This is a genomic window from Arthrobacter sp. H35-D1, from assembly GCF_030063185.1.
GTDB lineage: Bacteria > Actinomycetota > Actinomycetes > Actinomycetales > Micrococcaceae > Specibacter.
Window position 1 is genome coordinate 1 of record NZ_JASISP010000036.1, and the last position, 16582, is coordinate 16582.

Genomic DNA, 16582 nt, shown 5'->3' on the forward strand with positions numbered 1-16582 from the left:
TAAGCAGCGATCAGCCACCCATCGCCAGCCTGACGCCGCCAACGAAACAAAACAAGACCCACCAGGAAAAAGCCCGCATCGTCACCCCCACTGACGCGCCCATCACCAAACCACGCGACGCTCAACACCCAGGCGCCGATGGTGTTCGTGTCAACGAAATCCACTTCTTCGGGGTTGTCAAAGCGTGCACCGAACGCGGCCATGAAGTTCTCAAATTTGGTTTTGAAGACTTCCTTGTACAAATGAGGGGTCTTGAAATTGGGGTTCGAATTTGCTGCGTAGCCGGTGGCGCCGGCATCGAAGACGAACTGGGGGGTGGCCTGCTGATGGCTGTCCTGGCTGTCAACAAAAACCCGGAAGGCCAGGCGTTGGCCATGGTCCTTGGCCTGCTTGATGAACGACTTGAAGTTCGCGTCCTCGTTCCAAGCGTAGCGGCCTTCCGTCGGTTCCAGGCGGGACCACGGAATGCGCAGGTACACTACGGAAGAAGCAGTTGAGTTCGGGCCCACCTCGTCCCAAAACTCATCGGCGTCTGCCAACGCATGGTCAAATTCCTCGGCGTACGCCATCCAGCCCATGCCCGGATTGCGCAGGACGCTTGTTGTATCGCGTTCGGGGGTCACGGTGGCCATGGTGGCGGCAGCGGGGGGCTCGGTGGCATTAGCCTGTGCTGATGGCTCAGCCACGGCAGCCTGCATGAACGAGCACGATATCAGTGCTGCCGTCAATGCTCCGGCCACCTTCAAAAAAGGACGTTTCACTATCTTCCTATCTGTCTCTTGGCGTGTCTGTCTTCTGGTGTGAACTGCTCGGGAAAGGGGCGGGGACGGGCCCTTTAGCTGGGGAGGCAGGTGCTACGCGGTGTGGAAAAGTTGACAGGGGCTGTAGGTGGAAAGGGGTACTTCGGCAGGGTCCACTTCCCAGCGGTCCTTGGGGGACCAGCCCAAATCTTCCAGGGCATTTTTGGTGCTCCAGCGCTGCATCGAATCAGCGGAGACGGCGTGGTAAATTCCAAAGCCAGCGGACCGGTTCAGTGCGGCATCAATCAAGGTGCGCAGATCCCAGGTGGAGAACCACGTCTCGGCAAATTGCCGCTCGGTCAAAGGCCAACCGGTCAAACCAAGCCTGAGGCAAGAGACCGCATTGCCTTGTGCATCCTGGTGGAGCCGGGACAGCGCTTCGAGGGCGATTTTGCTGGCACCGTAGGGGCAGCAGGGCCGTGGCGCGTGCTCTGGATCGATGTTGCTGACTCCGTCGCGGTAGTCCAGCCCGGTGGCGTGCACGGAGCTTGCAACGACGATGTGGTGCACGGAAATTTCCCGCGCTGCGGAGAGCAAGTTGTCCATCATGGCGATATTGGCCAACGCCTCCCCAACCGAGGCGGATGGAGAGGCGTTGGCCGCAAGGTGGACGATCGCATGGCAACCGTCCACCGCGATCTGGCAGAAGCGTGGGTCCGCCAAATCTCCGACCAAGAGCTCGTCTTCTTCGGCAAAAATGCAGGGGCGAGAATCTAGGAAAGTTCGCGTGGTGATCCTGAGCCGATAGTTGCAGCGCAAGTGTGCCAGCAACAAACGGCCTACCGTGCCATTTCCGCCGGTGAGGAGGAGAAGAGGTTTCAAGGCCGGAACTTTCCTTTCGATTACTTGCTGATGCCCACTGTCATGCCTTCAACAATGCGTCGGCCCAGCCAGATGAACAGCGCCAGAACGGGGGTGACCACCATGACGATGCCGGCAAAGAGCCCGCCCCAGTCGGCGCCGTTGAATTGTGCCTGGTCAAGGAATGCCAGCAAGGCGATTGGCAGCGTGCGGTTTTCCGACGTCGTCAGCAACACCAGCGAGAACAGTGTTTCGTTCCAGCCGGTGATCACCGCGAGCATGAACGCGGTGACCAAGCCTGAGCGAGCCAGCGGCAGCACAATCTGGACAAAGGTGCGTAAGCCGGAGGATCCGTCGATGGCGGCAGCTTCCTCAATCTCCACCGGCAGGGAACGGAAGAATCCCGCCAGCAGGAACACTGTGAAGGGGATTCCCAGACCGACAAGAACGATGATGAGTCCCTGAACGCTGTTGAGCATTTGCAGATGCGAGATGTCCTGGAACTTGGCCATCATGATGTAGACGGGCACCAGCAGCACCTGGCCCGGAACACCGAGTCCCAGCACAAACAGCAGGGTGAAGGAGGAAGAGATCTTCCGTGTGGACTTGGCCAACACATAAGCTGCAGGCGCGGAAATCGCTACCACCAGGAGGGATGAAACGAGCGTGGCAATCACTGAGTTGATGGCCGCAGTCCCGAACCCTCCGGTGTTCCAGGCGTTGGCGAAGTTCTCCCAGTACGGGACTGCGGGCACTCCCAGTGGGTCGCGAACAATGTCTCGGGTATCCCGCAAGGACGTGACTGCCATCCACACCAGGAGGAAGAGGTTGAAGGCCACCAACAGCCAGACAACGGTCCGGCCAACATAGCCGCCGGGGCTGATCCGGTCCTTGCGCGAGGACCTGCGACGAGCAGGTTTACTCGGAGGAAGGGACGCCTTCGCGTGTTCTGTGGGAAGCGGGGGCTGAGTTATGACGTGGTTCACTGGTTCAACCTTGCTTCCTAGATTTCAATGTTTTCACGGCGCAGCATGCGCCGCAGTCCGATGGTCAGGACGGTGACCAAAAGCAGGCTGACAATGGCCGAAGCGGCGGAGATGCCAAACTCACGGTCGCCGCCGGTGCCAAAGGCCGCCTGATAGACGTACAGGGCAGTCGACCAAGTGCTCGTGGGAGGTGCTTTGGCAGTGGACCCGCCAAAGACAAGAATCAGCTCGAAGACCTTCACCGAACTCATGGTCCACAACACGGCGCAGACGGAGATGACGTCCCAAGCCAAAGGCAAGGTCACATGCCGGAACTTGGCCCAGGGGCCGGCCCCGTCAAGTCCTGCTGCCTCGTAGTAGTAGGCGGGGATCTGGTCGACGGCAGACATGATGATGGTGGTGAAGTAGCCGGTGGCACTCCAAATCATCACGATCATGATCATGTTGAACAGATTGTCCTGCGCCAACCACTTGGGCGGGTCCTGAACTCCCACCAGCAACAACAACTTGTTGACAGGTCCGGAAGGGCTGAACAGGAAGCCCGCAAAGATGCCAAAGACCATGGCATTGATCAATGTGGGGAAGAACAACACACTGCGAACAAACTTCTTGCCCATCATGTCCCGCAAGATCATGGTCAAGGCGAAGGCGAAGACAAAAGTGACGATGCCAACGATGAAAAGAATCTTCAAGGTGTTGATGACGGAACCGATGAATACGGGGTCCTTGGCCAAGCGAACGTAGTTGTCCGCGCCAATAAACGTCATCTCGTTGATGCCGTCCCACTCATTCAGACTCAGCCACCCGGCATAAATGATGGGGATCAGGTAGAACAGGGCCATCAAGATCAGCGCGGGCAAAAGCATCGGCCAGAAGAGCCGGCGCCTGCTGCGTTCAATGGCGGACATGCTGGCACGCGGGCGGCCGGTATTGCGCCCACGTGCCAGCGGAAGTGCGGGGGTAGCCATCAGTTAGCCCTTGGCATTCCAGTATGCCACCATGGCGGACTTGGCTTCCTTGACATACTCTTCGGCAGTCAGCTTGCCCAGCCAAAGCTGCTCAAACGTTGCGTTGAAGCCCTTGTCGGTGATGTCACCGGACACGCCGTCGTTGGGGAGCCTGGAGGGGTTGTCAGCTAGGATGGTGGCGACGTCGGCCAGCTGGGCCGGCGCTTCGACGTCGGGACGGGCAGAGAGGTTGTCGGCAACTGTGGAGATTTCGCCCATGCGGTCCTTGTTGGCGAAGTAGGCAATGAACTGCTTTGCTTCGGCGGTGTGCTTGCCGGCCTTCGGAACCGCAAAGCCAAAGGAGATGACGTCGTCGGCCGTCGTGGACGACTCCGAGGTGGTGGGGAAGTTGAACGCGCCGTAATCGAAGCCTTCGGCCGCGTACTTCTCGGTCTCCGCCGGTGCCCAGCTGCCCATCAGGTAGTACAGGGCCTTGTTGGCGGCCCAAGCGTTCTGCTGTTCGGGGTACTTGGAGGCGTCGTAGCCCTTGATGATGTAGCCGCTGTCGACAAGGTTCTGGATTTGCTTGGCCGTCTCCATTACAGCCGGATCATCCCAAGAGGCCCCGGTCTTGTCTTCGACCAGCTTCTTGAAGGCGCCGTCGCCGCCGTTGCGGTTGAGCAGGTAGTCAAACCAGTAGGAGTTGGCCCAGGTGGCATCGCCGTCCGAGGCGATGCAGGCCATGTCGGCTTCGACGGCCTTTTTGCAATTGGCAAGCAGTTCATCCCAAGTCTTGGGGGCTTTCGGGGCAACCTTGTTGGCCTTGTTGTAGAACACGGAGACATTGGAGATCGTGTAGGGAACCATGTAGTTCTTCACGTCGCCATCATAGGTGGGCAGGTTATCGATGTACTTGGCCGGAATGACATCGCCCACGGTCTTGCCGTCTTCCCCGGGGATCTCTTCCTTCAACACCGGGGCCATGTCCTCGAGCTGGTTGGTCTTGACAAGGGCTGTGCCGAGGGCGTCGTAGGCCTGGTCAACAAGGTCGGGGACATCGCCGGAGAGAAGCCCTGCGGTGACCTTGTCCAGGACCTTGCGTCCCTGCCACTGCACGCTGACCTTGACTCCGGTGTCCTTCTCGAACGCAGCGAGTGAAGTCTTCAGGACCTCGGCCTGGGGCTCAGTTTCGGTCCACATGGACCAGTAGGTCATGGACTTTTCACCGTCGCCGGAGGGGGCATCGGTGGTGGTGCATCCGGAGGCCGTGAAAGCTACCGACGTTGCCAAGATGGCACCGGTGGCAACCTTGAGCCAGGGCTTGATGTGAGTCATGAAGGATCCTTCAAAGTAGTGGACTGGTTCGCCGCTTGCAGTGCAGTTTGGCTTGCCTGTGAGTATAGTCACAACAGTGTTTGGTTTGTCAATAAAAATAACAAAATGACACAGGAACCAACTTTTGCATACGAAACGGTTACTTTATGTCTACACTCTTGTTGATAATGTCATTTATTTTGACAGTTTTTAGAGTGGCGTGCCCCAGAATGTGGCGTTCCGTGCGCGGTGGCTTTGACTTGCCCCATCTGCCTGCACACACAGGACTGAAGACCTTGGACCAAGGGATGAAGCATGAAAATTACTAAGATAGAAACGTTTCAGGTGCCGCCGCGCTGGCTGTTCCTCAGGGTGGAAACCGAGAATGGCCTGGTGGGGTGGGGCGAGCCCATCGTTGAAGGGCGGGCCGAAACTGTGGCTGCCGCAGTAGCCGAGATGTCCGACTACCTTATCGGTGAAGATGCCTCCAAGATTGAGGACCACTGGCAGGTTCTGACGAAGGGCGGCTTCTACCGGGGCGGACCTGTCTTTTCCAGTGCTGTGGCGGGCATTGACCAGGCGCTGTGGGATATCAAGGGCAAGGCCTTGGATGTCCCCGTCTATGAGCTGCTCGGCGGTCCCGTCCGGGACAAGGTGCGCATGTACACCTGGATCCATGGGGAGAGCCCGGCTGAGCTTTCCGATTCGACACGGGAAGCCATGGAGGAGGGCTTTACCGCAGTGAAGTTTTGCCCCGTGGGCAAGCTCGCCCCTCTCGACACGGCAGCAACCATTCGTTCCATGGTGAACTTGCTGGCCGCAGTCCGTGAAGCTGGCGGTGACGAGTTGGATATCGCCTTGGACTTCCATGGCAGGTTCACCCCGGCCATGTCCCGTCGGGTCCTGCCTTTGATGGAGGAATATTTGCCCATCTTTGCCGAAGAGGTGCTCATGCCCGAGCTCTCCGGTGACCTTGGCCAGATTGCCCAGGCAACATCGATCCCGTTGGCCTTGGGGGAGCGACTCTACTCCCGATGGGATTTCAAGACCGTTCTGGGCAATGGCGTCAGTGTGGTTCAACCGGATTTGAGTCACGCTGGAGGCATCTCCGAAGTGCGCCGCATCGCGGCGATGGCGGAAGCCTATGGCGTTCAGCTGGCTCCGCATTGCCCGCTGGGCCCCATTGCCTTGGCGGCCAGCTTGCAGGTGGACATTGCCAGCCCCAACTTCCTGCTTCAGGAACAGAGCCGCGGGGCCGGATATCAAGAAGGCCCGGACCTCTTTGACTACTTGGAGGAGCCGGAGGTCTTCAATATGGGAACGGGCTACATTGAACGGCCCGTGGCGCCGGGACTCGGCATCGGCATTGACGAGGAAAAGGTGCGTCATGCTGCCTTGACGCCGCACCGCTGGCGCAACTCCATCTGGCGCCATAACGACAACTCGTTCCTGGAATGGTAGGCACCATGCCCGTGGAATTGACTGCAGCCTGCATGGGCGGGCCGCGTGCCGAGCTGGGCGAGACTCCCAGGATGGATGCCCGCACCGGCGAGCTGCTGTGGACGGACATCACCGGCGGCAACGTTCATGTGGGCACCGTGGCAGGTGCCAGTTTCGAGCTGCTGCGCAGCCTTGACGTGGCAGGCATGGCAGGGCCGGCAACGCCGCTGCCGGAACCGGGGACCGGATGGGTGATGGCGCGCGAGAGCGAGCTCATCCATCTCGCCTACGACGGCGTCATCTCTAAGTTGGCAGCTCCGGAAGCTGCCCGCCCGACGGCGTTCAACGACGGCGCAGCAGATACCGAGGGCAACCTGTGGGTTGGTTCCATGGGCAAGAACGGCGTTGCCGGGGAGGGGCGCCTCTGGCGCTTCGACACCTCGGGCAACGGCCAGGTCGTCCTGGACGGCATCGGCATATCCAACGGGCTGGACTTCTCCGCCGACGGCCGCCACGCCTACTACGTGGACACAAGCACCCGGGTGCTTCGCCGCTTCGACATCGATCCGCAAGAGGGGATCATCGGTAGCACCGACGTCGTCAGTTTCCCAGCTGGGGAAGGGGATCCCGACGGCCTGGTCGTGGACGACGCAGGCTGTATTTGGGTTGCGCTGTGGGATGGGTGGGCGGTCCACCGCTACGCGCCCGAAGGTGAGCTGCTCGCCGTCGTCCATGTCCCGGTGCAACGGCCAACTGCCGTAGCACTTGCAGGGAACTTGCTCATCATTACCACCTGCAGCGGATGGCTGGCGGATGGCTGGGAGCAGGAGCAGCCCGACGCCGGGAAGCTGTTCTGCGTCACGGTTGGAGTGGGTGGGCCTACTGCACGCGCCTACCGTGGGCCCCTGAGCATCTCAGTGGTTGAGGACCGGGAGGGGGCGCGGTGATCGATGTAATCGCCGTGGGCGAGACGATGGCCGCTGTTGCCCCAACAACGGCCGAACCGCTGGAAACAGCGACTGCTTTTTCAGTGGCGACGGCAGGGGCGGAATCGAACCTGGCACAGTGGCTGGCCGATTGGGGGCACACGGTTGCCTGGGTCAGCCGGGTTGGAGACGATCCGTTGGGCAGGAGGGTGACACAGACGCTGGCAAAGAACGGCGTTGACACCTCACACGTTGGCGTTGATTCTACCGCCCCAACGGGCGTGATGTTCAAAAACCCCGGTGTGGAGTCGACCACCGTGCACTACTACCGCAAGAATTCCGCAGCAGCGCTCATGGGACCCGAAATGGTGGAGTCGGTGCCCTGGGGCAAGGTGCGGCTGCTGTATCTGTCCGGGATCACCCCTGCGCTTTCGAAGTCGTGCGCACAGCTTGTGCAGCGGCTCTTTGACAGAGCCAAGCGGGAGGGCGTGCCGGTGTCGTTCGATGTCAACTACCGCCCGGGGCTGTGGAGTGTCGAGAATGCTGCGGAGGTTTTGTTGAACTATGCACGGCAAGCCAGCTACACCTTCGTCGGACTGGATGAAGCGCAGACTTTGTGGCCGTGGATTGAGACCGCACGCGACGTACGGGAGCTGATGGGGGAGGCTGCCACGGTCATCGTCAAGGACGGCGCCGTCGGTGCCACTGAATTTGACGGCATGGGATCCACTTTCGCCCCGGCATCCGTGGTGGAGGTCGTTGAAGTGGTGGGTGCCGGGGACGCGTTTGCCGCAGGGTGGCTTTCCGCCTTGCTCGAAGGCGGTCAAGCCCCGGAACGGCTGGCACGGGGACACCAATTTGCGGCGAGGGCCTTGTCAAGCACCGACGATTTTCAGGCACTCGAAATTTCCAGCACTGAAGAAAGAGGCGGCAGGCATTGAACAACGAGTTCTTTGACAACATGTTTTCCAACACCCCGATCATGGCCATTTTGCGGGGGTTGGGTACCCAGCGGACCCTCGAGGTGGCAAAGTCGGCGTGGGACATTGGTGTGACCTCGCTGGAGGTGCCCATCCAGACTCCGGAAGACCTCGAAACGTTGGAGGCACTGGCGCAGGCCGCCAAGGAACGCGACTTCGTGGTCGGTGCTGGAACAGTCTTGAATATCACGCACGTGGGACAGGCCAAGGAGTGCGGGGCTGCCTTCACCGTCAGCCCCGGGACCAGCTTGGACGTTATCCAGGCGTGTGCCGATGCCGGGCTGGCCCATTTGCCCGGCGTTGCCACGCCCAGCGACATTCAAGTGGCCATGGGCCAGGGGTTGCAATGGGTCAAGGCCTTTCCGGCCAGTGTGCTGGGAACTGCCTGGTTCAAAGCGATGGGGGGGCCTTTCCCTGGAATCAAGTTCGTGTCGACCGGCGGCATGGACGCCCACAACGCAAGAACCTACCTTGAGGCAGGTGCCCGGGTTATTGCAGTAGGCTCCGCCTTGGAAGATCCACGACAGCTGGGGCTGCTTTCCGAGCTTCTGAGCGAAAGGGCTGACGTGCCAGGCCAGAGGTTGAAGGGAGTTGCGAATGGAGACTAGCGGCGGTGCCTTGAAGGGGCTGCGGGCCACCAATACGCGCCAAGTGCTGGAATTGTTGTTGAATGAGGGGCCCGTCCACAGGGCCGAGCTCGCTCGGCGGATGAAAACCTCGCGGACAACCATTACCAACATCATCAACGAGCTGTTGGAACGCAATGTGGTGCTGAACCTCAAGCCGGAACACAAAACCATCCGCCGGGGGCACGAACTCGTGTCCATCAACCCGGCGGCGGGCTTTAGCCTCGGGATTGACTTTACGCTGGACAAAGTTGCCATCAGTGCCTCGGACCTGGCCGGATCCACCGTGGGCGAGGCAATCCTGACCGTCGACACCGCCGCCACTGCGGAGTCCCGGGTAGTGGCGGCAGCTAGCGCGCTGCGTGGGCTGTTGGATGAAAAAGCCATTGAAGATTCCAAGATCGTGGGCGTCGGCGTGGGTGTGCCGGGGCAAATCGACAGGCGCACGGACATGGTGGGCGGGTCCCTCCCGGGACAGCCTTGGTCGATGCTCGACGTGCGCAGTGTCTTCGCCCGTCACCTGCCTTTTCAGTTCTTTGTTGAGAACAACTCGCGGCTTGAGGGCTTTGCGGAAAAGCAGTGGGGCGCCGGACAGCACAGCGACAACATGCTCTATGTGAGCTTTTCCAGCGGAGTGGGGATGGCTCTGTTCTCGGAGGGGGAACTGTACCGCGGAAGCATCGGCGCTGCAGGGGAAATTGGCCATATGTCCACCGACATCAATGGCGCAACCTGTCCCTGTGGCAACAGGGGATGCTTGGTATTGCGCACCGGAACGGCGCATGTGCTCGCGCTGTTGCGTCCAGCATTGGGCGAGGCGGCGGCCTGGGACGACGTGCTGCGCGAGACAGCCAATGGCAATCCGGAGTGTCTGACGGTACTTGCTGAAATCGGTGACTTGACGGGACGATTCCTGGCAGGCATCTCCAACTTGTTGGACCCGGAGCTCATGGTCATTGGTGGTGAACTGGCGCAGACGGGCGAGCCATTCCTGGGTCCGCTCACAGCGGCCCTGAAGAGTCATTCGCTGCCGCTGACAAGTTCCCATGTCTCTGTGGCTCAGGCAGCTTTGCCTCCCGGTGCCGCCACAGGCGCCCGCGGCGGGGCGGCCCTGGCCATCAAGGAAATGGCCAAAACATCCACCATGGACAATCTGGGCTCGCTCTAGCCTGCTGCCCGTCCCGCAGTCCGGCTATTCTGTTGCCACGAAGCTGCGGGTAGTGTGGCCACCATGGTGGTGATTGCAGTTGCCGGTGGCACGGGGCTTGCTGGGCGGGCCGTGATTGAACACGGCGTTGCCACGGGCTGCACGATGAGGTCGCTGAGCCGCCAACTACCGGAGATTCGGGCCCGGGTGTCGGGTGCCGAGTACGTGCGCGCCGATTTTCGTTCCGGTGACGGTGTGGCAGACGGATTGGCAGGTGTGGACGCCGTGGTGGAAACACTGGACGCCCGGTCCGGTGCGTCGCTGAAGGCCATGCCGGCCTTGACTGCGGACGTTTTGGCAGCCTCCAGGCGTGCCGGGGTGAGGCGCTGCGTGCTGCTCACCATTGCTCGCGCGGACGAGTGCTCCTTGGGATATTACCAAGTCCAGGCAGCCAGAGCCCGCAACTACGAACGGGCCGAGCTGCCCACAAGCGTTGTGTACGCCACGCAGTTTCACAACTTGGTGTCGGGCATTTTTGCCACAGGAGCGAAAGTCGGCTTGATCCCGGCGTTTCGAGGCGTGTCTTTTCAGTCGATTTCGACGTCGGACGTCGCCCGGGTTTTGTTGGCCGAAGCAGTTGAGGGTGAGGCGTTGCGCAGCGAAGTCATCGCCGGTGGACCGGCAGTGGCCACCATGAAAGCGCTGGCGCAGGAATGGAAGGCTGTCACGGGCAGCAAGGCCATGGTCTCGGCTGTGCCGCTGCCCGGAGCCTTTGGGGCATTTTTACGGCTCGGCAAGAACTTGGTGCCTGAACATGCTGTTGGCAATGTTGGGTTTGGCGAATGGTTGCAATTGCAGCACTAGGACGTGTAACGCCCCTCGCAACCCAAGGAGGTGCCGGTCGAGCGCGTCACTTTGGAGTCTTCGGAGCATAAAGTTCCAGGGCAATGTTGTCCGGATCGCGGAATTCCAAGATGAAGCCGTCGCCGATGTCCTTGATGCCGTCATGGACGATGCCCTGAAGGTCAAGAAGTGAGACGGCCACGTCGAGTTCGGCAGGCGATGCAACGTCAAGGCTGATGTGGTCCAAACCTGTCCGGTTTTCATCAAAGGAGTCTGCTGAAACCGGCCGGAGTCCTAGAAGGGAATGGCCAAGGTTGTATATGACACCTCCGTAGAGAAATGCATAGCGTTCCTGATCATCTTCAGGGGTGTCCGCAGGCATCTCAATCGCGACCGGCCAAGCAAACAGGCCTTCATAGAAGGCCCTCGACCGCTCGATGTCCGTGACTGTCAAGCGAATGTGGTTAATTGAGCTGGTAGTGATGGGCATGAATGCATCGTTTCACGCGGTTTCGCCAGCGGCTAGGGTTTGAATGATTTTCATCGTTTTATTCGGATTTGTGGAGCAGCCTGAGGCCCACCGTCGCGTGGTGCAAGGTGAGACGAAAGTGGAAATGATTCTTGGCGGTGCGTTGATTACGTCAACTCCCGCAGAGCCGCGGCAGCTGGCCATGATGCTGGCGCGTAAGAGAGTCGGGGCGATCCAGCCGGACGCAGAAGTGCGGGATGCGCTGCGCCCGAACTATTCACACGATCCCGATTCCCTCACGGCAGCGGCCCATGTTGTCGCGATCGAGTTCGCCACCGTTGCTGCAGCTAGCAATTACTGGCGCAGGGAGACTTGAGCACCCGGGCCGCGCGACTGGACGGCCAGACGTCCCGTCGGCGGCCTTGACCGCGGAACAGTTTGAAATCTGCCTGATCTGGGTTTAACCTAGAAATGCTGGTGGTCTTACGGTCGCCACGGGGCTATGGCGCAGTTGGTAGCGCGCTTCGTTCGCATCGAAGAGGTCAGGAGTTCGAATCTCCTTAGCTCCACCGAACAACGCTCTAACCCACGGAAATGCTGGGGTGAAGGGCTTTTTCTTGCCTGATCGGTCCCAAGCCATGGGAGCGACACGCTTTATTTGTAACTCACTAGAATTCAGCTCTGATTGTCGGCGGCAGCTTCCGGTGATCCTCTTGTGTCGCGGAACCGGGTTTTGATTTTTTCATACCGCACGGGTTCCGAGACACCTCTCGGCCTTAGTTGTCGCGCGCCAAGTGGGTCAATAAAATCACCACGCGGATCGATGAGGCGATGGAACCCTTTCAAACGGCCCGGGAATTCCTTGCCACCATTCCCGGGGTATCCATCGTTGTCGCCGACGTCATCATCGCCGAAACCGGGGCGGACATGGCCCGCTTTGAAACCCCCGGCCGGCTGGCCTCCTGGGCCGGGCTCCAACGAATCCGCCGGCCGGGTCAAGTCCACCAAGACCCGCCCCGGGAACCGCTACCTCAAAGGTGCGCTGGGCATCGCCGCACTGTCCACTGCCCGCCACCCCAAGAACAGCTGCCTCGGGGCCCGCTACAAGAGACTCATCGTGCGCCGCGGCAAAATGAAAGCCATCGTCTCCACCGAGCACTCCATTCTCACCGCCGTGTGGCACATGCTCGCCCAGGGTGAGTGCTACCACGACCCGGGATCGGACTTCTTCACCCAAAAGGATCCCACCCGAACCAAGAACAACGCCATCGGCCGCCTCCAAGCCCTCGGCTACAACATCACCCTGAGCAATCGGGAGGCAGCCTGACACACCTTACTTTCGTATTAGCTCAGGTGTAGTTTTGGATGATGGCCGGTCCGGGCTTTCCGCGGTCGATTCTGGAGTTCCAGGCGAGGTTCGGTCATGAGCCGTCCTGTTTGGAGTATTTGTTTGCCTGCCGATGGCCCGAGGGCTTTGTTTGCCCACGATGTCATGAGCGGAAGGGTTGGCCCCTTTCAACGCGGATCCTTTGGGAATGTGCTGGCTGACATCGTCAAACCTCGCTAACGGCCGGGACGGTGCTACACAAGACCCATCTGCCGCTCCAGTACTGGTTTTGGGCGGCATATCTGATGACGACCAGCACACCCAGGATCTCTGCAGTGCAGATACAGCGCGAGCTCGGACTCAGCCGCTATGAGAGCGCGTGGACGATGCTGCACAACCTGCGCCGAGCCATGGTCAACCCCCAGCGCACCTTGCCTGACGGGGGAGGTCGAAGTTGATGAATGCGAGGTCGGCGGGGTTGAAAAGGGCAGGAGTGGCGGGCGCAGCAGGATTGCCAAGGCCGCCCATGTTGTTGTGGCCGTTGAGGCCCGCGGTCAGGACTCCGGACGGATCCGCATGCAAGTCATCCCGGATGCTTCAGGACCGACTTTGTATAACTTCGTCCATGACACCGTGGCACCTGATGCGGTTGTCCATACGGATTAAGCCGACAAATCCGTTAAGCCGAGCGCCGAGCTTCTGACCGCGTCGCTCCGGGGTTCAGGGATAGATTCCTCGGCTTAACTTTCTGGTTCGTTTTTGTTCCACGGACCGCGGCTCCGCCACGAAGGTAGGACCGCTACCCATGAGCTTCAACTGCGACCTCCTGCTTGACATAGTGATTCAGGCACCGAATGCCGCCTTGCCCATCAGCTGACGATTCCACGTTCGAGGATTGACCTGACCACTGCGGACCATGGATGGTCGGGTCTTCCAATAATCTACGAACGATTAAGCCGCAAAACTGGACCTGACACAGCGCAAACACGAGTCCCCCGAGCCGTCACTCAGCTTAACGAAATTCTCGGCTTAATCGCTGTTAAGCCGAATTCGGCTTAACTCAGACGGAGGGGGTCCCTATGTCCTGCTCGCGAAGAAGGGCGGCCAAACGCACCGGAGAAACATAACCCGTCATGCCGCGTGTTCACAGAGCCATCAGCGACTTCAAGTCCTGGCTGCGAGGCACCCACCCCGCCGTGAGCAATGGACACCTGCAGGTCTATCTGGACGAGTTCGTCTGTCGCTACAACCGTCGGCGCTCACCCATGTCAGCCTTCCAAAGTCTCCTCAGGCTGGAGTCGAACCATAACCCCACGACGTTGCGGGAAATCGTGGCCCAAGGGCCCGGCACCACACGAAGAACCTGAGCTAACAACCGGATACGCACCTTCGCGCTTATCCCTAATTGGGGATAAGACGGATAAGGCTGCTCCAGAATCTGCGGTCAACGTCGCTAACAAACGGGTCATCGGGTATCTGAGCGAGGAGGTTTGGATGACGTTGGCGGAGTTGAACACGGCCGTCGATGGCGGGCCCATGAGATCAATGAACAGATCAGGCGAGTGGATGGCACGACCAGGAGCCAGCACTTCACTTTGGAGGAAGCGCAGCTGCTGCAGCCCTTGCTTTCGGAAAGGTTTGAATCCGTGGAATGTAAGCAGCTGAAAATTGGACGGAAATACCATGTCACCGACGATTATCAGCATTACTCGGTGCCCTATAAGCTGACCGGGACAATCTTGAAGGTCCGGCTGGCCGCAGTGAAAATCACGGTCTTCGATGGCGAGGCCGTGGCCTGTGGACATCCGCGCAAACACGGGCGCAAGGGCCAGTACTCGACCATGGCCGGACACTTAGGGCCTGCGAGTAAATGACACGGTGTTATGTCGTTTGGGTGGGTTGGAGGGTGTAGTTCCATTCGCCGTGGAAGTCGTGGCGGGTGATGGGCAGGGCATTCATTTCGGTGTCGCTGATCCTGATGCCGGTGGGGTAGATGGAATCGTCGAGTTCGGCGTGGACCGTGAGCCCGGTGCGAGTGGTGGTGGTGCCGATCAGGTCGATGATGACCTGGTGGCTGGTCAGGGGCCGGCCGCGCCAGTTCATGGAGATGTGGGAGAAGAGCCGGTGTTCAATTTTGTTCCACTTGCTGGTCCCTGGTGGCAGGTGGCAGACGGTGATGGCCAGCCCGGTTTCGGCGGCTAGGGCGGCGAGTTCTGTTTTCCAGGCACGGAGCCGGTAGCCGTTGGAGCCTCCGCCGTCGGCGCAGATGAGCAGCCGCTCCGCGTCTGGGTGGGTGGCCCTGCCGACCCCGGCGTACCAGCGGCGGATCGTTTCCACGGCGAACGCGGCCGTGTCGTGGTCTGTGCCGACCGAGACCCAGCCGTCATTGGCCGCAACATCGTAGATGCCGTAGGGGTTGGCCTTGCCCAGATCCGGGTCGGGGAAGTCGTGGACGTTCACCCGCATCGGATCCCCGGCGGGACGCCAGGTCTTCCCGCGATTGGTGAACAGGCCGATGAGTTCCTTTTTCTTCGTGTCGACACTGATCACCGGCTGCCCGGCGTTGAGGTGTTCGCGGCTTTGGTTGTTGAGGTAGCTGAACTGGGCGTCACGGTCGGCGTGGACTTTTCCCTCGACCTGTTTCGCGTTGCCCTGCAGGCTAAAGCCCTGCTCGTGGAGCAGGTTCGCCACCGTCCAGGCCGAGACCCGGTGCCCCGTCCGGCTGAGTTCATCGGCCAAGGCCCGGATGGACTTTGTGGTCCAGCGCAGCGGCGACATCGGGTCCCCGCGTTCCTCCGGTTCCACCAGCGACAGCAGCGCCGCAACCAGTCCGGGATCCTTGAGGGTCTGGGGCTTGCGGCCAGCGCCGGGCTGGCGCACCCGTTTCAACGGATCCCCGCCGGCCTCCAACTCCGCCACGCCCCGCGCGACCGTCGTCGGGCTGGCCCCGGCCGCCCGGGCAACGGCCTTGATCCCGCCATGGCCCAACGACCGCGCCTCGGCGCCCATCGCCAAACGCCGCTGTCTCTCATCCAAATGCGGGAACAGCGAATCGAACTTTCCCCGGATCCCCGCTTCCACTTCCGCACCAATGGCCATACCACAACGATAGGCCCCCAAACAGCAACACACCGGCTTATTTACTGACGAGCCCTTACCCAAACTGCATCAGGATCTGGCGGGCCTCTGGTCCCTGAAGTGGTTCCTTGACCGCGCCCGCAGCTTCGGCCCCGCGACGATCAGGGTCATCGAGACGGTCCTGGCCCGCCCGAAAATCCAGGCCCACAAGCCTTTCTGGACTGCCAGAACATTCTGGAGGGCCTAGGTAAGAACAACAGGCAACGTTTAGAGGCGACGTGCCAACAAATCCTGAACCAACACGGCTATCCCACTTACACCACTCTCAAACGGCTGATGGCCTCGATGAACAGCGACAGCCAACAAACCGTCCGCCATTGCCAGCGGCACCAAACATGAAGAAAGTCCCGGCCAAAACCGAGATTGGTGAACACGGCGATGTGTATGTTCGCGGCGCCAATTACTACCAGGAAGGCCGGTAGCAGGCGATGTGCACCGGTGTTGACTACGAGAAATTCCGGGCGTTGCCCATCACCCAGGTCGCCCGCCAACTCGAGGAACAACTCAAAAGACGACAGCAACGATCTCAAAACACCGGAGGAGCTGTTCCTTGCCACCGTGGATGAGGCGCTGGATCTCCGGCGCTCAAACCGGATCGACAAGCACATCAGCAAGGCCCGCTTCCCCATCCCACACGCAACGATCGAAGAAATCCGGTACATGCCCGAACGCGGAGTCTCCACAGTCCGGATGCAACGCTATGCTGCCCACTAAGGGACTGCCAGTTTTTAACACGGGGTTATGGTGCTTTGTTGGGGTTGAGGGTGTAGTTCCATTCGCCGTGGAATTCGTGTCGGGTGATGGGCAGGGCTGCCATGGCGGTGTCGGCGATTCTAAT

At 60.3% G+C, this 16582-nt stretch carries 16 protein-coding genes, 1 tRNA gene and 3 pseudogenes; 12 read left to right on the plus strand and 8 right to left on the minus strand.

Going from position 1 to position 16582, the window contains the following annotated elements:
• The 5 genes from QMG25_RS19375 to QMG25_RS19395 all read right to left on the minus strand — a co-directional run.
• A partial coding sequence (locus QMG25_RS19375; protein ID WP_502866455.1) for a hypothetical protein occupies window positions 1-761 on the minus strand: 761 nt, incomplete at its 3' end.
• A gap of 93 nt (window positions 762-854) precedes the next feature.
• Window positions 855-1622 (minus strand): NAD-dependent epimerase/dehydratase family protein, encoded by a 768-nt coding sequence (locus tag QMG25_RS19380; RefSeq protein WP_283462732.1) that lies wholly within the window; start codon window positions 1620-1622, stop codon window positions 855-857.
• Between the two features lie 20 nt (window positions 1623-1642).
• Window positions 1643-2587: a carbohydrate ABC transporter permease gene (locus QMG25_RS19385; RefSeq protein WP_283462733.1), complete on the minus strand. Its 945-nt coding sequence runs from the start codon at window positions 2585-2587 to the stop codon at window positions 1643-1645.
• A gap of 17 nt (window positions 2588-2604) precedes the next feature.
• A complete protein-coding gene (locus QMG25_RS19390; protein ID WP_283462734.1) occupies window positions 2605-3555 on the minus strand; it encodes a carbohydrate ABC transporter permease in 951 nt (316 codons plus the stop codon).
• Between the two features lie 3 nt (window positions 3556-3558).
• Complete coding sequence (locus QMG25_RS19395) at window positions 3559-4869, minus strand: ABC transporter substrate-binding protein (protein ID WP_283462735.1); 1311 nt, start codon at window positions 4867-4869, stop codon at window positions 3559-3561.
• Window positions 4870-5163: 294 nt separating this feature from the next.
• Here QMG25_RS19395 and dgoD point away from each other — a divergent pair, with 294 nt between their 5' ends.
• From dgoD to QMG25_RS19425, 6 genes are all read left to right on the plus strand, one after another.
• Window positions 5164-6309 carry a galactonate dehydratase gene (gene dgoD, locus QMG25_RS19400; RefSeq protein WP_283462736.1) on the plus strand — a complete coding sequence of 382 codons (1146 nt, stop codon included), beginning with the start codon at window positions 5164-5166 and terminating at the stop codon, window positions 6307-6309.
• Between the two features lie 5 nt (window positions 6310-6314).
• Entirely contained in the window at window positions 6315-7235 is a 921-nt protein-coding gene (locus tag QMG25_RS19405) for an SMP-30/gluconolactonase/LRE family protein (RefSeq protein WP_283462737.1), read from the plus strand.
• Window positions 7232-8155, plus strand: coding sequence for a sugar kinase (locus tag QMG25_RS19410; RefSeq protein ID WP_283462738.1), 924 nt, complete (start codon window positions 7232-7234; stop codon window positions 8153-8155). The genes QMG25_RS19405 and QMG25_RS19410 overlap by 4 nt, the downstream gene beginning before the upstream one ends.
• A complete protein-coding gene (locus QMG25_RS19415; protein ID WP_283462739.1) occupies window positions 8152-8802 on the plus strand; it encodes a bifunctional 4-hydroxy-2-oxoglutarate aldolase/2-dehydro-3-deoxy-phosphogluconate aldolase in 651 nt (216 codons plus the stop codon). Before QMG25_RS19410 ends, QMG25_RS19415 begins: the two co-directional genes overlap by 4 nt.
• The gene (locus QMG25_RS19420) at window positions 8792-9988 is read left to right on the plus strand and encodes an ROK family transcriptional regulator (protein WP_283462740.1); all 1197 of its coding nucleotides are present in this window, start codon (window positions 8792-8794) and stop codon (window positions 9986-9988) included. The genes QMG25_RS19415 and QMG25_RS19420 overlap by 11 nt, the downstream gene beginning before the upstream one ends.
• 63 nt (window positions 9989-10051) lie before the next feature.
• Window positions 10052-10831: an SDR family oxidoreductase gene (locus QMG25_RS19425; RefSeq protein ID WP_283462742.1), complete on the plus strand. Its 780-nt coding sequence runs from the start codon at window positions 10052-10054 to the stop codon at window positions 10829-10831.
• 46 nt (window positions 10832-10877) lie between these two features.
• Here QMG25_RS19425 and QMG25_RS19430 read toward each other — a convergent pair whose 3' ends face one another.
• Entirely contained in the window at window positions 10878-11300 is a 423-nt protein-coding gene (locus QMG25_RS19430; RefSeq protein WP_283462743.1) for a VOC family protein, read from the minus strand.
• 43 nt (window positions 11301-11343) lie between these two features.
• Between QMG25_RS19430 and QMG25_RS19435 the strand changes: the two genes are divergently transcribed.
• From QMG25_RS19435 to QMG25_RS19460, 6 genes and pseudogenes are all read left to right on the plus strand, one after another.
• Window positions 11344-11655: a hexameric tyrosine-coordinated heme protein gene (locus QMG25_RS19435; protein ID WP_283462744.1), complete on the plus strand. Its 312-nt coding sequence runs from the start codon at window positions 11344-11346 to the stop codon at window positions 11653-11655.
• 120 nt (window positions 11656-11775) lie between these two features.
• Window positions 11776-11848: transfer RNA gene (locus tag QMG25_RS19440), tRNA-Ala, on the plus strand.
• A 229-nt stretch (window positions 11849-12077) separates the two neighbouring features.
• Window positions 12078-12606, plus strand: a pseudogene (locus QMG25_RS19445) (transposase); the annotation flags it as partial.
• A 41-nt stretch (window positions 12607-12647) separates the two neighbouring features.
• A pseudogene (locus QMG25_RS19450) lies at window positions 12648-13269 on the plus strand (IS1595 family transposase); the annotation flags it as partial.
• Between the two features lie 470 nt (window positions 13270-13739).
• Complete coding sequence (locus tag QMG25_RS19455) at window positions 13740-13973, plus strand: transposase (protein ID WP_283462745.1); 234 nt, start codon at window positions 13740-13742, stop codon at window positions 13971-13973.
• Between the two features lie 123 nt (window positions 13974-14096).
• Window positions 14097-14480 (plus strand): Mu transposase domain-containing protein, encoded by a 384-nt coding sequence (locus tag QMG25_RS19460; RefSeq protein ID WP_283462746.1) that lies wholly within the window; start codon window positions 14097-14099, stop codon window positions 14478-14480.
• Between the two features lie 22 nt (window positions 14481-14502).
• On the opposite strand, the pseudogene QMG25_RS19465 reads toward QMG25_RS19460, so the two are convergent.
• Together QMG25_RS19465 and QMG25_RS19470 are read right to left on the minus strand one after the other, a co-directional pair.
• Window positions 14503-15705 (minus strand): annotated as a pseudogene (locus QMG25_RS19465) (ISAzo13 family transposase); the annotation flags it as partial.
• Window positions 15706-15998: 293 nt separating this feature from the next.
• On the minus strand, window positions 15999-16406 hold the full coding sequence (locus tag QMG25_RS19470; protein ID WP_283462747.1) for a hypothetical protein: 408 nt from the start codon (window positions 16404-16406) through the stop codon (window positions 15999-16001).
• Window positions 16407-16582: the final 176 nt, after the last annotated feature.